14 protein-coding genes and 2 pseudogenes are annotated in these 13,684 nt (G+C 68.1%); 14 read left to right on the forward strand and 2 right to left on the reverse strand.

The annotated features are described in order from the left end of the window. The first annotated feature begins 231 nt into the window (after positions 1–231). Positions 232–3,993 (forward strand): lipid II flippase MurJ, encoded by a 3,762-nt coding sequence (locus A6I89_RS11330; protein ID WP_044991522.1) that lies wholly within the window; start codon positions 232–234, stop codon positions 3,991–3,993. A gap of 60 nt (positions 3,994–4,053) precedes the next feature. Further along, positions 4,054–4,323 (forward strand): annotated as a pseudogene (locus tag A6I89_RS11335) (sigma factor); the annotation flags it as partial. Between the two features lie 17 nt (positions 4,324–4,340). Here the strand turns inward: A6I89_RS11335 and A6I89_RS11340 are convergent. Then, a complete protein-coding gene (locus A6I89_RS11340; RefSeq protein ID WP_022598680.1) occupies positions 4,341–5,534 on the reverse strand; it encodes a tyrosine-type recombinase/integrase in 1,194 nt (397 codons plus the stop codon). Next, entirely contained in the window at positions 5,518–6,027 is a 510-nt protein-coding gene (locus tag A6I89_RS11345) for a helix-turn-helix transcriptional regulator (protein ID WP_080668447.1), read from the reverse strand. The genes A6I89_RS11340 and A6I89_RS11345 overlap by 17 nt, the downstream gene beginning before the upstream one ends. 87 nt (positions 6,028–6,114) lie before the next feature. Between A6I89_RS11345 and A6I89_RS11350 the strand changes: the two genes are divergently transcribed. The 12 genes and pseudogenes from A6I89_RS11350 to A6I89_RS11410 all read left to right on the forward strand — a co-directional run bounded on the left by A6I89_RS11350 (position 6,115) and on the right by A6I89_RS11410 (position 13,679). Next, positions 6,115–6,330, forward strand: coding sequence for a helix-turn-helix transcriptional regulator (locus A6I89_RS11350; RefSeq protein WP_022598684.1), 216 nt, complete (start codon positions 6,115–6,117; stop codon positions 6,328–6,330). A gap of 8 nt (positions 6,331–6,338) precedes the next feature. Continuing rightward, positions 6,339–6,974: a hypothetical protein gene (locus A6I89_RS11355; RefSeq protein ID WP_139811869.1), complete on the forward strand. Its 636-nt coding sequence runs from the start codon at positions 6,339–6,341 to the stop codon at positions 6,972–6,974. Next, a complete protein-coding gene (locus A6I89_RS11360; RefSeq protein ID WP_080668448.1) occupies positions 6,974–7,864 on the forward strand; it encodes a tyrosine-type recombinase/integrase in 891 nt (296 codons plus the stop codon). Before A6I89_RS11355 ends, A6I89_RS11360 begins: the two co-directional genes overlap by 1 nt. Positions 7,865–7,866: 2 nt before the next feature. Beyond that, complete coding sequence (locus A6I89_RS11365) at positions 7,867–8,253, forward strand: helix-turn-helix domain-containing protein (RefSeq protein WP_022598690.1); 387 nt, start codon at positions 7,867–7,869, stop codon at positions 8,251–8,253. 663 nt (positions 8,254–8,916) lie between these two features. After that, positions 8,917–9,267 carry a hypothetical protein gene (locus A6I89_RS11375; RefSeq protein WP_022598694.1) on the forward strand — a complete coding sequence of 117 codons (351 nt, stop codon included), beginning with the start codon at positions 8,917–8,919 and terminating at the stop codon, positions 9,265–9,267. A 342-nt stretch (positions 9,268–9,609) separates the two neighbouring features. Continuing rightward, a complete protein-coding gene (locus A6I89_RS11380) occupies positions 9,610–9,939 on the forward strand; it encodes a hypothetical protein (RefSeq protein WP_022598696.1) in 330 nt (109 codons plus the stop codon). After that, the gene (locus A6I89_RS11385) at positions 9,930–10,331 is read left to right on the forward strand and encodes a helix-turn-helix domain-containing protein (protein ID WP_022598698.1); all 402 of its coding nucleotides are present in this window, start codon (positions 9,930–9,932) and stop codon (positions 10,329–10,331) included. The genes A6I89_RS11380 and A6I89_RS11385 overlap by 10 nt, the downstream gene beginning before the upstream one ends. Beyond that, entirely contained in the window at positions 10,328–11,323 is a 996-nt protein-coding gene (locus tag A6I89_RS11390; protein WP_022598700.1) for a major capsid protein, read from the forward strand. Before A6I89_RS11385 ends, A6I89_RS11390 begins: the two co-directional genes overlap by 4 nt. A 28-nt stretch (positions 11,324–11,351) precedes the next feature. Further along, positions 11,352–11,720 carry a hypothetical protein gene (locus A6I89_RS11395; RefSeq protein WP_022598702.1) on the forward strand — a complete coding sequence of 123 codons (369 nt, stop codon included), beginning with the start codon at positions 11,352–11,354 and terminating at the stop codon, positions 11,718–11,720. A gap of 299 nt (positions 11,721–12,019) precedes the next feature. Further along, positions 12,020–12,340 (forward strand): hypothetical protein, encoded by a 321-nt coding sequence (locus A6I89_RS11400; protein WP_022598704.1) that lies wholly within the window; start codon positions 12,020–12,022, stop codon positions 12,338–12,340. 171 nt (positions 12,341–12,511) lie between these two features. Further along, positions 12,512–12,847 (forward strand): annotated as a pseudogene (locus A6I89_RS11405) (sigma-70 family RNA polymerase sigma factor); the annotation flags it as partial. A 64-nt stretch (positions 12,848–12,911) separates the two neighbouring features. Beyond that, complete coding sequence (locus A6I89_RS11410) at positions 12,912–13,679, forward strand: hypothetical protein (protein WP_005516648.1); 768 nt, start codon at positions 12,912–12,914, stop codon at positions 13,677–13,679. Positions 13,680–13,684 lie beyond the last annotated feature (5 nt).

Genomic DNA, 13,684 nt, shown 5'->3' on the forward strand with positions numbered 1-13,684 from the left:
CCGCCGCCGCAGAACGGCCCGGTCCCGCCCGGCGCGCCACGCCGGATGCCGCCGCGCCCGATGCCGGGCGCACCGCGTCCCGTGCCCCCCGGAGCGCAGCGACCTGGTCAACCCGGAGCCCAGCGACCCATGCCTCCAGGCGGACCGCGCCCGATGCCTCCCGGCGGACCGCGCCCGATGCCGCCGGGCATGCGACGCCCGCAGCCCCAGGGCGGCCCCCGCCCGCAGCCGATGCCGCCGCGCACGGCCGCGACCCAGGCCGTCCCCCGACCGGCCCCGCCACGTCCGGCGGTCGAGAAGGCACCCGAGCAGGCGTCGGAGCCGACGGCGAAGAAGCAGCAGAAGGGCTTGCTGGCGGCCACGGGATCGATCGCGATCGCGACCCTGATCAGCCGCATGACCGGGTTCCTCAAGCAGCTGCTGCTGCTGACCGCGCTCGGTCCCGCGGTCGCCAGTGCCTTCACGGTCGCCAGCCAGATCCCGAACATGATCTCCGAGCTGGTGCTCGGCGCGGTGCTCACCGCGATCGTCGTGCCGGTGCTGGTGCGCGCCGAACGTGAGGACCCCGACCAGGGTGCGGCGTTCGTCCGAAGACTCTTCACAGCCGCCCTGGCCCTGCTGGGGACGGCCGCCCTGTTCGCGACCGCGGCCGCGCCGATCCTCACGACCCAGGTCTTCCTGCCGGACGACGGCGAGGTCAACACCGCCCTCACCACGGCTCTGTGTTTCCTGTTGCTGCCGGCGATCCTGTTCTACGGCCTGTCCGCGCTGCTCACGGCGATCCTCAACACCCGCCAGGACTTCAAACCGGGTGCGTGGGCGCCGGTCCTGAACAACCTGGTGGTGCTCGGCATCCTCGCCGCGTACTGGCTGATCCCGGGTGAGATCTCGCTCGACCCGGTCCGGATCAGCGACCCGCACCTGCTGCTGCTGGGACTGGGCGTCACCGCGGGTGTCGTGACGCAGGCGGTCAGCCTGATCCCGGCGATCAAGCGCAACGGCATCTCGCTGCGCCCGCTGTGGGGTCTCGACGACCGCCTCAAGCAGTTCGGCGGGATGGCCGTCGCGATCGTGCTGTACGTGCTGATCAGTCAGGCGGGCATGGTCTTCGCAACCCGTGTCTCGGCGCACGCCGACGAGGCCGGCCCGGCGATCTACAACAACGCCTGGCTGCTGCTGCAGCTGCCGTACGGCGTCCTCGGCGTCACGGTGCTCACCGCGATCATGCCGCGGCTGAGCCGCAACGCGGCCGCCGACGACACCCCCGCCGTCGTCGACGACCTGTCGGTGGCCACCCGTCTGACGATGATCGCGCTCATCCCGGTCATCACGTTCCTGACGTTCGCGGGCCCCCAGGTGGGCCACGCGCTGTACGGCTACGGCAACTTCGGCGCCGGTAACGCCGAACGGCTCGGCGAGGCGGTCAGCTGGTCGGCGTTCACGCTCATCCCGTATTCGCTGGTGCTGATCCACCTCCGCGTCTTCTATGCGCGCGAGCAGGCCTGGACCCCGACCTGGATCATCCTCGGCATCACCGGTGTGAAGATCGCGCTGTCGGCGTTGACGCCGCTGGTGGCCGCGGACAACCAGCAGGTGGTGATCCTGCTCGGCGCCGCGAACGGTGTCGCGTTCATCGCGGGCGCGTTCATCGGCGGCTTCCTGCTGCACCGCAGCCTCGGCGACCTGAGGATGGCGAACGTCGGCAAGACGGTGTGGCTGGTGCTGCTCGCGTCCGCGGCCGGTGCGGTCGCGATGTTCGCGGCCGACAAGCTGCTCGGGCTCGAGAAACTGTCCGACTCGTTCGGCGGGCCGGGCGCGATGGTCCGCGTCGCGATCACCGGCGCGATCATGCTGGTCGTCACGTTCGTCCTGATGTGGCTGGCGAAGGTGCCCGAGGTGATGGCCGTGACCGTCGCGGTGGGCCGCAAGGTGTCGGCGCTGCGCGGCCGCGGCGGCGGAGCGGACGAGGACACCACCGCGGCACCGCAGCCGTACGAGGCTGATACCGAACTGATTCCGGTTGTCCGGGACCTGCCGCGGTCACTCGATAGGCCCGATGGCCTCCCGTACCCTGGACGCAGCGAGGCATACGTCGGCGCGGATTACATTCCCGACGAGTTCATTGAAGGAGCGAGTGTGAGCGACGACGACGGTGCCGGCAAGCGCAACGGTACGTCCACCGACGTCGAGGACGGCACCACCAAGGTGGTGAACGCCGATGGCGCTTCGACGGATTCGTCGGACGAGCAGCCGGACGCCACCACGTCGAACGAAACCGGCTCGGCGGCAGAGTCTTCCGACGTATCGGATGCGGACCCGCAGGCGGAGGACGCCGACCGGACGTCGGATCGCCGTCGCCGCGCCCGGGATCTGAACGTCGACACCGGCGTCTTCCCGATCGGTTCGCCACAGCTTCCGCCGTTGCGCGTCACGGGCGCGGTCTCCGAGCCCCGCCGCCCGCTGCGCGGACCCCAACTGGTGCCGGGCGCCTCGGTCGCCGGCGGCCGCTACCGGCTGCTGGCACCGCACGGAGGCGCCCGCGGGCTGCAGTTCTGGCAGGCCCTCGACATCAAGCTCGACCGCGAGGTGGCGCTCACGTTCGTCGATGCCGATCAGCAGGCCGAAGGTCCGGCCGCTACCGGCCCCGATGGGCCGCAGGCGATCCTGTCGCGCACGCTGCGCCTGGGACGGATCAATTCGCCCGGCCTCGCCCGCGTGCTCGACGTGGTCCGAGGTTCCTCGGGCGGCATCGTCGTCGCCGAGTGGACGCCGGGTCGCTCGCTCAAGGAGATGGCGTCCACCCAGCCGTCCCCGATCGGCGCCGCCCGCGCCGTCCGCGCTCTCGCCGGGGCGGCCGAGGCCGCGCACCGCGGCGGCAGCGCGCTGTCCGTCGACGACCCCGACCGCATCCGGATCAGCGCGGCGGGCGACGCAGTGCTCGCGTTCCCCGGCACGCTCTCCGACGCCGACCCGGCCTCCGACGTGCGCGGACTGGGCGCGATGCTGTACGCGCTCATCACCGACCGCTGGCCGCTCGACGGCCCGGGCAACCGGCCCGACGACGGCGACGCGATGCTCCCGGCGGACCGGGACGCGTCGGGCCGTCCGGTCGAGCCGCGCGAGGTGCGCCCGGACGTGCCGTTCGAGATCTCCGCGGTGGCGGCCCGCGCGCTGGGCGGCGACAGCGGAATCCGTGCGGCGGGAACGGTGCAGCACATTCTCGACCAGGCGACGGTCGTCGACCAGAAGACCGACCTGATGCCGGCGCTGCGGCTGGGCCAGCGGGCGCCCGGCAGCACCGGGCACGCACTGCCGGAGGATCCCGAGACGGCGGCCGCCGAGAAGCAGAAGTCGGACCGCACACTCATCGCGCTCGTGTCCCTCGGTGTGCTGACCGTGGTGGTGCTCGCCCTGATCGGCTGGTGGCTCGTGAGCCTGCTGACGGGCGGCAACTCCGACGAACCGCTCAACAAGCAGAACCTGGGCCTGACGACGTCCGCCGTGGCGCCCGAGCCGTCGTCGGAGGCGTCGCCGTCCGCTGCGCCGTCCGCGACCACGACGGTCCGGCCCGTGAACGCGGCCGTGTTCTCGCCGCAGGGCACCCCGGACAATGCCGCGAACGCCGGTATGGCGATCGACGGCAACCCGGCGACGGTGTGGAACACCGATGCGTACTTCCAGCCGTTCCCGGCGCTCAAGAACGGCGTGGGGCTGATGGTGACGCTCCCCGACGCGGCGAAGCTGACCAGCATGCAGATCACCTCGCCCACGCCGGGCACCCAGGTGGAGATCCGCACGGCGCCGTCCCCGAACACGTCGCTGGACCAGACGCGGGTCATCGGGAACGCCACCCTGAAGGACGGTGTGACGGAAATCCCACTCACCGCGGAGGGCGCCACCAAGAACGTCCTCGTGTGGATCACCGATCTGAGCGCAACGAGCGGAAAGAACCAGTCCGGCATCGCCGAGGTCGCGTTCACCGCGGCGTCCTGACATACCGTCCGACCCGATCCGGAGCGGCATGTCGGGCAACCGATCAGCTAGCATCCGCCGGTGCGAATCTTCAGGGGGGTCGCCAAAGCTGGTCTGTCGGATTCGGAACTCTTGGCAGCGCACGCGTCGGGTGATGGGGACGCGTTCGCGGAGTTGCTGAATCGGCACTACGACCATCTCTGGCACGTTGCGAGGAGAACGAGTTACACGGCCGAGGACGCCGCGGACGCGCTGCAGGAGGCGCTGCTGTCGGCGCATCGGACGGCGGGCTCGTTCCGAGAGGACGCGGCCGTGCGCAGCTGGCTGCACACGATCGTGGTGAACTGTTGCAGCCCCAGCTCAGCGGCTTAAATGCCGCTCTCCGTCCGCAGTGCGTCCGCAGTAGGTCCGAGAGCCTCCCCGAGCAGACTGTCAGCAGCCTTCCGCGTCCGGTCCTCCGCTTTCGGCCACAGGTGGCTGTAGGTGTCGAGCGTGACGGACGCTGATGAGTGCCCCAACGCCCTCTGGACCGTGACCACGTCGCACCCGGCCGCGATCAGTCCGGACGCGAAGTAGTGGCGCAGCGAATGCAGCTTCAGTTCGACGCCCGCGGCCTTCTTCGCCTTCCGCCAGCGGGTGCCGACCATGTTTCCCTCGAGCGGGTTCTCGCCCAGGCCAGGGAAGAGCCAGCGATCGGGCTCGCCGTCCGGCCGATGCACGCGGATGTGCTCGGCCACGAGATCGAGCAGCGCGGCTGGCGCGGCCACCGTGCGCTCGCTCCCGTACTTCGGCGGCCGGATCTCGACGACGCCACTGCGGACACGCTGCACCTGTCGAGAGACAGCGATCTCGCGGCGTAGGAAGTCGAAGTCGGAGACCCGGAATGCAGCAGTCTCTCCCGAGCGTGTGCCGGCGAACGCGCACAGCGCGACGAACGCTTCGAATCCGTCCGGCGCCGATCTCACGAGCGCGCCCACCTGCTCGCTTGTCGGGATGAGCATCGCGGCCTCAGCGCGACGCGTCCGGGGGAGCGGCACCCGGGCGCTCGGGTCCTTGGCGAGTACCTGGTCCCGGATAGCGGCCTTCAACACCGCGCGGACGTTCATCATCCGCGTCTTGATGGTTTGCGGCGCGAGCGGCTGATCTCGCATCGACTTCACCCACGCCTCGAAGTGACTGGCGCGCAGCTCCCCGAGCGCGACGTTCGAGAACGGGACGCTGCGTTCGGTGAGGTCCATGCTCCGGCGCGTGTTCGTCTCCCACACCTGCCGCCCGGACCATTCGCGGTAGAACGACCCGAACGTGATCCGCCCCCTCGCCGGATCGACGTAGCTACCGGTCACCTGGGCGACGGTGATCTCGTCCAGCCATCGCTGGGCGTCAACCTTCCGCTCGAAACCTTTGACGTGCTCGCGGCCTTCGTCGTCGACGTACCGGGCCCGCCAGCGCTTGCCCTTGCCGTGGTTTGCCGACGGCACCTTCGACGGCCGACGCTCGCTGTCGTAGACCGTTTTCGTCCAGCGGTCCTCGACGCCAGCGCGACGGTTACGCCTGGTCGTCATCGGGCACCCAGTGCATCCGCTGGCCTATGACGTTGTACAGCTCTGCTGCGGCGCTTCCAGTCAGATTCTCGTCGACCACCCGCTGAATGAGGTCGGGTCTTAGCAGTGACATAGCCGCTGCCCTCTCATCCTCAGGCAATGCAGCGATTGCCGCCTCGACTTGCTGGCCGATCCAGACGCCTTCATCCGTCCAAGCGTCCTGTCTAACAAGCCAATCCATAATCGATGCCGCGAGGCGGGGTACCGACATTGGTGATTCAAACATCTGGTCGACCCGTAGACCGAATACCTGAGCAAGCGCCTGGGCTTCATCAAGTCGAATCACCCTCGGCCGGTCTACGTCACGTAGCTCGATCTTCGCAATCGCCGACGGGTGAAGCGTCACACCGAGGTCTGCCAGACGAGCAGCGAGTTCAGCCTGCGTCCACCCCCGCTGTTCCCGCTCATGCCGCACTCGTCGCCCGAACTGATTCTCAGCACTCTCTCTACCCACAAGAGCAAACTACACCCGTTCAAGGTTGCCGCCGTGAACAACCTCTGATATTCCTTATTGAGCAAACGTAACCCGTTGGAGGAATTCATGAGCTCAGTCAACGTCCGTACCGAACGCCTGACTACGAAGCAGGTTCACGAGCGATACCCCTTCATCCCTGAGGCCACGCTGCGGTACTGGCGGCATACGGGTGTCGGTCCCGAGTCGGCGAAGATCGGCGGCCGGGTCGTCTACCGCGTGGACCGGCTCGAGGAATGGCTCGCCGCACAGGAGGAGTCGAGTAAGCGCGGCGGTGTCCAATGACCGCCCGCGTGACCGGCTCAACCGAGTCCCTAGAGCAGATCGTGCGCGACATTGAGGACGCCGGCCCCGGCGCCACCGAGTCCCGGACGTACCGGGCGATCGTCGCCGAGCTCGAGCATCGCAGACGTGAGAACGCCCCCGCCCCGGACGCCACCGGGGACGAGGGCAGTGAACCGGCATCCATCCAGCGAGAAGGAGCAGATTCGATGACCACGCTACCGAACACCCTGCTCAGCGAGAAGGAAGTACGCGACGCGGACACCATCACGGAGGACCCGGACTCGCGTATCGCCGAGTTCGAGGACCGCGACCGCGAAATCGGTCGGATACTCGACGCCATCAACAACGCCGCCGATATCGACCAGACGCCGCCCGGTAGCTGGTACGCCGGCGCGGCCCCGATATTCGACGTCGTGACGCCGACCGATGAGCCGGTGCGGGTCTGGTCCCGGGAGTTCGCGGACCCCGATGAGCGGGCGTTCAGCGTGCAGCTCTACGCCGAGGACGTGCTGACCTCGGCGGGACTGAGGCGCTCACCGGTCGAGGTCTTCGTCGACGCTGACGGGATGACAGGCGATCAGGCGCGCGCGCTGTCCGCAGCTATCGCTCGGGCCGTCGACGCGCTCGCCGGGAGTGGGCAGTGATGACGGCCCTGCTACCGCCCGAAGTGGCGCAGGGCGTGCCGGACACACCCCGCCTTGGGCGCGGACTCGACGACTACGAGGTGTGGATGCGTGGCGCTGGCCTGTCGGACCGATGGATCGGCGACAGTCTCGCCACTCTCCGGCAGCTCGAGCGAACCGCAGGCTCCCCGGCCGCCGACGTGGAGCCCGTCGAGATCTCTCGGTTCCTCGGCCGCGCGCATCTGTCAGCGAACACCCGATCGACGTACTTCGGTCAGCTCGCCAGCTACTACCGGTGGACCGCCGATCACGGTGGCGCGAACCCCATGCAGAAGATCCGCCGGCCACGTGTGCCGCGCTCGACACCGCGGCCAGTCAGCGACGCCGGGCTCAACCGCCTACTAGCGCAACGAATGCACCGCAGAACCCGCGCCATGATCCTGCTCGCTGCGTTCGCCGGCCTCCGCGTTCACGAGATAGCGAAGTTCCGCGGGGAGGACCTGGACCTCGAGGAGCGCGTCATACGAGTGCAGGGCAAAGGCGGACACCGCGCGGTCCTTCCCGCACACCCCGTCCTCGTCGACATCGCCGCTTCGATGCCGACGGCAGGTTGGTGGTTCCCAGCGAACTCGACCCGACCCGGTGCGCACATTCACGGCCGGTCGGTGAGCCAGATCATCGGTCAGGCGATGCGTCGCGCCGATGTGCCCGGGACCCCGCACTCACTTCGCCACTGGTACGGGACGGCACTCGTGCGGTCGGGAACGGACCTGCGCACTGCTCAGACACTCCTTCGGCACGCCAGCCTCGCGACGACGGAGATCTACACCGCCGTAGCGGATTCCGGGCGTGCTGAGGCAATCGGCAGGCTCGGTGTCGGCATCCGCGCCGTCGAAGGGCCCGGCGTCTGACCATGACCGCTCTGCCGGTAGACGATCACGTCGAGGCCCCACAGCCCGCGCACAGGTTCGAGTGGGAACGGGTCATGCGGCGCGTGTCCATGCCCGCGGGTGTCAAGGGTCTCGCCTTCGTCCTGGCGAGCTATGCCGACGGCGACGGCACCCGGATCCATCCCTCGAACGCCCGTCTCGCCAATGTGATGGAGAAGTCCGAGAAGACGATCGAGCGAGGCATGACATGGCTTGTCGCTGCTGGCTTCGTGGTCATCACCCGCCGCAGGAACAGCCGAGCGGGCATCGCCAACGAGTACCGACTGACTCTGCCCGTGGATGTGCTCGACCGGATGGTCCTCGACCCGGACGAGAAGCCAATCGTTTTACCCGACATGGGTGTCGGGTGATGCGCCCTATTACCCGACACCCATGTCGGGTGAATAGACCTGTGGATGAACAGCTTCTACCCGACACCGGTGTCGGGTGATCGAGATCTATTACCCGACACCGGTGTCCCTATTACCCGACATGGGTGTCCCTATTACCCGACACCCATGTCGGGACACCAGTCCAATACCAACCACTACCAGTCCAATAGCCCGTCCCCGGCCTGAGAACGCAAGTCACGACCGCGCGCGTGAAGGGAGAACGCACCATGCCCGACCGATACGGAGACGAGCCGAGTGACGCCTCGTCATTCCACGATCCGCGATGCCGACGCGGCTGGCTCGGACAAGATCTCGAAGGGCGTCCGATTCCCTGCCTTCACTGCCGACCGCATCTGCACAAGACGGCGGACGTCAACGACCACGGAGCCCTCTACCGATGACCACACGACGAGGCGGACGCACCGAACCCAGAATCGTCCCGCTCCTCATCGCGATCCTGTCCGACCGACCGAATCTGCCCGACGCAGTCTGCCGAAACGACTTCACCCTCTTCGACGCCGCACTCCACGCCGAGAACCCGGGCGCCCGCACCACCGCACAGATCGCGGCCGAACGACTCTGCCGCCAATGCCCACACACAACCGCCTGCCCCGAGTCAGTCATCACCAGAAGGACCCCAGCATGAAGAACCTCCTCGACAACGTCCGCCAGCTCACCGAGCGCCGCCGGGAAGCCCGCGGGGAAGAACTCTCCACCCGCACCACCCCGATCACGCCGTGGACGGAACTCCCCGACGACCCTGTCCACCCGACCTTCGAGAACGCGACCCGGTACCTCATCGCCCAGCGGGCCCACCAGATACACCACGACGCCCGCGACGACTACGAAGGCGTGCCGATCACCGCGACCTACATCGACGGCCTCGGCGATCAGGTCGAACTCGGACCGTGGTCACTCTCCCGACGCGAAGCCCGTGAGCTCGCCGACTCGCTCCACGCACTCGCCGACGCACTCGACGCACAGCTCGAATGACCACGCCGCCCCTGTGCCACTCGGACGGGTGCCGGTACATCACCCGGCACCCGTCCGGGCACTGCCCCGACCACCAGAAGGCCGCCATGCGCGTACAACCCGTAACGTTCAGCCCCCGAGTCACCCGAGGACGCAACAGCCGCCGGCCGATCACCCTCGCCGTCGCTGGCCTCACGTTCACGCTCTCGGAACCCGAGGCCCGAAACCTCGCCGACGAACTCGTAGACGCCACCGAGACCCCCACCCCGAAATCTTCGAACCCCCAGGCTCATGACTCGCCGGCCCCAGTCAGGCAATTTTTTACAGGGCCCCGAAACTCACGTGCAAAAGGACACCCACGCCATGACTGACCAGAGCGAACACTATCCCGCCGCCACACCGCTCACCGGCGAAGAACTGCGCCAGTACGCTATCGCGACGGTCGCGCACGCCGTCCGCGCCAGGCAGGCGCAGCAGCGCGTCGACACTCAGACCACGAAGACGGCCGCCGACGAGTTCGCCGCGCTCGACGAAACGATCCGTCTCGCGCTGCGGTCCTACGTTCAGCCGCGCGTGTTCGTCCGCGAAGTGCTCGCCGTCGTCCTCGAGCAGTGCCCCGAACTCGTCGGCCGCCTCGACGCTCTGCTTGACCAGGCACTTATTCACGCCGACGTGACCGGGCAGTGGCCGTGAAGATCCACCCGTCCGCACACGCCGTGGCCACACCACCCGGCTCGGTCCTGCTGTCGCCGTTCGCGGTTCGTGTCCTCGCCGACGCCCTTGACGAGTTCACGCGACTTCACCGCACTTACGAGCCGACCAAGCATCTGCGTCCCGACGCCGAGGCCGTCATCGCTCGTGTCACCGGTCTCTCACGCCGTAGTCATGTGTCGCGTGACGAAATCGACGGAGTCACAGCCATTCCGGAGACTGGCGACGTTGACACCGCGACCGCCGCGAAGCTGCTCGGCATCACGACCGGAGGCGTACGCCGCCGCATCTACGCCGGACGGATCGCAGCCCACCACGACGGAAAGACCTGGCGCATACCGCGCCACCAACTCCCAGGAGCACCGACACGATGACCGCGCCCGCACACCAGCCCACCAGAGCCGAACGCCGGCGCGCTGGCGCCGCGATCAAGGCGCAGATCATCGCCCGTCGCTCCGGACAGAAAGGCACCGCACAGATGACCCGTTCCTCGACGTCGACGATCTACTCCGGAATCGGAGGCGGCGCGACCGTCAACCACGTCCTCGCCCAGCCCGACATCATCGCCGCGAAGATCGGCGACAACCTCACCACCTCGGTCACCTCCGCGGTGTTCGGTGACGCCACCAGCCAGGCCGTCGGCGGCGCGATCCTTTACCAGACCGTCCATCCTGGCGACGAGTTCACCGACGGCGACATCACCGCCCGCGCCGAGGGCGCCGAGTACCAGCTCGTCCGCCTGCCTGAGCCGGACGTGCGCCGCGACCCCGTCGAAGACCTCGGTGGAAAGTTCATCTGCACCGAGGAGGCGATCACCCGGAACGTGCTCCCGGTCCTGACCAACGGCATCACCCAGGTGTCCGCCTCCCTCCGCAAGGCGATCGACGGGCGCACCATCGACACCCTCGAGGCCGCCGTCGCCGAGTACAGCCTCGACCTGCCCGGCCACAACTGGAGCACCTACATCGGTGGGGGAGCGACCCCGACGCCGAACGCTCAGTCACCGCTGGCCGACCTCGTCCAGGCACAGCTGAGTTTCGACGTCGACGGCATGGGCGCAGTGACCAGCACTCTGATCGTCCACCCCGAACAGGCCGCCGCCCTGCGCATCGCCTACGGCCCCGACCTCGCCGACGTCCTCGACGCCGCCGGCGGTGTCACCATCCACGCCTCGACGCACATCGGACCCGGCGACGCCTACGTAATCGCAGGACAGCCCGGCGGCCTCGGCGTCGAAACCCCGCTCACCGTGCAGGTGATCCCCAAGCCCGAGAGCCGCTCGATGCTCGTCCAGGCCTACATCGTCGCGCGCCCCTACATCTCCAAGCCCTACGCGATTCGCCGTCTCACCGGCCTCGCGGGCTGACCCGACCACACCCGAGAGGACAACCAACATGGGCACCACGCCCCAGCTGTACGCGCCCGGCGCGGACATCACCGCCCACGCCGCCACCGACCTCGAGGCAGCCCGCTTCGTGGAGGTTGCCGGACCGCGCGCCACCGGCAACATCACCGTCCGCCACGCTGCCGCCGGCAGTCGTGTCCTCGGTGTCACCGGCCGCACCACCAAGTTGGGCGAACTGACCCACATCCTGCGAGGCTCTCGCATCGTCGGAGTCGCAGCAGTCGGCACCATCGCGGCCGGGGCGGACGTAGCTGCCGCCGGCGATGGCAAGGCGACCACAGCTGGAGCGGACGCAATCGTCGTCGGGCAAGCGGTCGACACCAGTAGCGAAGGCATCGTCTACGTCGCCCTCGCATAAGACTCCGGTGCAGGTCTCACTGCGACGGGCTCCCTTCCCCCGACGCAGTGACCGCCTCCCTGCACCGGACACCAGAACACCCCCGGACCCTCATCGTCCGGGGGTGTTTTGCACTGTCATCGACCGTGAGGGGCCCGATCATAATCCTGGGATCTACCTGACTCCTGACTACCCGGCGCCCAGTCAGGAATCTCTCTCCGGCGTTTTTTCCACACCGCCACCCCTAGTTGAACTAATCGGCCGTTACGCCATAAACGAACAGACGGACACCAGACTCGACGGTCCCTAATCTGGTCGCTATGCATGCAAACTTCGGCCTGTACCGCCCCATGTCCATTCGAGCGCTCGCCCTCCCTCCCCACAAGGACGATGAGGGTGACGACGTCGACGGTTCCATCACGATCTACCTGTTCGGTGACTCCGAGTATCAGGAGCCCAGCGTCAATCTGTCGATGACCATCGAGGAAGCGGAAGAGCTGTCCCAACAACTGGCCAACCTCGCAAAGAGCTGCCGAAACGGCGAGTACAACGCGGCGGGCCATCAGCTCGTCGAATACTCGAAGGCAAAGGACCTCGAAAAGGCACGCCGCATTCTTGGTGAAGAGGCTTCGACCAACTAGGCGCAGGGAGGATCTACTGCCGGACGCACCATTCGTCCGCACCGTCCGCAGTGCGTCCGCAGTAGTTCCGCATCGCGCCATGACACGACAACGCTCTAAACGACCAAAGTCTCTGACTAAGAGCACTATTCGAGTAGCACCCAAAAACCCCCACACCAGCAAACGCCCAGATACGCATTCGTGGTGAACGCGTGTCTCGACCGGATCCGGCGCAACCGGGTGCGGCAGACGGTGTCGCTGTCGAACGACGACGCGGAGGATCCGGGCGACGACCGCGACCGCATCTCCGAACGCGAGACGTCGATCCTCGTCGACCAGGCCCTGCAGCGGCTCTCCCCGGACCAGCGGGCGGCCGTCGTGGCGGTCGACATGGAGGGTTACTCGGTGGCCGAGGCCGCCCGGCGGCTCGGCGTGCCCGAGGGGACCGTCAAGAGCCGCTGTGCACGCGCCCGTACCAAGCTCGCATCTCATTTGGAATACTTGCGCGATGTAGGGAACCGATCTTGATTCTCCCGCGTCAGAACAGATTGAAGGCACAATCGTGCCCCGGGAACTGCGGGTAGGAGGTGAGATGACGCTCCACGACGACGACGCCGTTCTCGGCCCCCCGTTCTCCACCGATCTGCTCGCCGACCTGCACGCCGGTGTCCTTCCCGACGCCGTGAGCGACAAGCTGTGGCCGCTCGTCCGGCAGGACCCGGAGGCGGTGGCCGTGCTCGACGCGCTCGACGCGGTCAGCGCGCGCCTCGCCGAGGTCGGCCGCGATCACAGCGTCGAGACACCAATTCCTCACGACGTCGCGGCGCGCATCAATTCGGCGCTGGGGCTGAATGTTTCGGCACCTCGTTCCGACGTCGTGCCGCTGGCCGACGCCACCGCGAAGCGGCGGAGAATGGCCTGGCTCGGCGTCGCGGCCGCGTCGACGGCTGCGGCGGTGGCGGTCGTCTTCGCCCTCACCGGTGTCGACCGCTCCGGCTCCACGGGGCCCGAGGCCGTCGCGTCGGCCACCACTACTGCGCCCGACGTGGCGCCGGCCCGGGTCGAACTGAGCGGCGAGCTGGATCGCGGGCAGCTCCTCGCACTGGTCGGAGACACGGAATCCGCTGCCGACGGAGTCGGAGCCCTCGCCCGCCCGGAGGTGCGGTCGGCCTGCCTGTCGGCCGTCGGTGTCGGCGCCACCCGGCCCGTCCTGGGTATGCGCGCCGTGCGCTTCCAGGACACCGACGCCGTGCTGTTGCTGGTCGCGGGGCCCACCCCGCCCACCCTCCTCGCGCTGGTCGTCGGCACCGGCTGCGACGCGACGCACCCCGACCTGATCGACAGCACCGAAATCGGCTGAGCCGA

Origin of the sequence: Prescottella equi (assembly GCF_002094305.1) — a bacterium.
Taxonomy (GTDB): Bacteria; Actinomycetota; Actinomycetes; order Mycobacteriales; family Mycobacteriaceae; genus Prescottella; species Prescottella equi.

What these genes read in the sequence shown, in the direction of transcription:
- A6I89_RS11395 (WP_022598702.1), top strand. Translation starts at nt 11,352, where the DNA reads ATGGGCACCACGCCCCAGCTGTACGCGCCCGGCGCGGACATCACCGCC.
- A6I89_RS11375 (WP_022598694.1), top strand. Translation starts at nt 8,917, where the DNA reads ATGAAGAACCTCCTCGACAACGTCCGCCAGCTCACCGAGCGCCGCCGG.
- A6I89_RS11410 (WP_005516648.1), top strand. Translation starts at nt 12,912, where the DNA reads ATGACGCTCCACGACGACGACGCCGTTCTCGGCCCCCCGTTCTCCACC.
- A6I89_RS11330 (WP_044991522.1), top strand. Translation starts at nt 232, where the DNA reads ATGCCGCCGCGCACGGCCGCGACCCAGGCCGTCCCCCGACCGGCCCCG.
- A6I89_RS11365 (WP_022598690.1), top strand. Translation starts at nt 7,867, where the DNA reads ATGACCGCTCTGCCGGTAGACGATCACGTCGAGGCCCCACAGCCCGCG.
- A6I89_RS11390 (WP_022598700.1), top strand. Translation starts at nt 10,328, where the DNA reads ATGACCGCGCCCGCACACCAGCCCACCAGAGCCGAACGCCGGCGCGCT.
- A6I89_RS11400 (WP_022598704.1), top strand. Translation starts at nt 12,020, where the DNA reads ATGCATGCAAACTTCGGCCTGTACCGCCCCATGTCCATTCGAGCGCTC.
- A6I89_RS11360 (WP_080668448.1), top strand. Translation starts at nt 6,974, where the DNA reads ATGACGGCCCTGCTACCGCCCGAAGTGGCGCAGGGCGTGCCGGACACA.
- A6I89_RS11350 (WP_022598684.1), top strand. Translation starts at nt 6,115, where the DNA reads ATGAGCTCAGTCAACGTCCGTACCGAACGCCTGACTACGAAGCAGGTT.
- A6I89_RS11380 (WP_022598696.1), top strand. Translation starts at nt 9,610, where the DNA reads ATGACTGACCAGAGCGAACACTATCCCGCCGCCACACCGCTCACCGGC.
- A6I89_RS11340 (WP_022598680.1), bottom strand. Translation starts at nt 5,534, where the DNA reads ATGACGACCAGGCGTAACCGTCGCGCTGGCGTCGAGGACCGCTGGACG.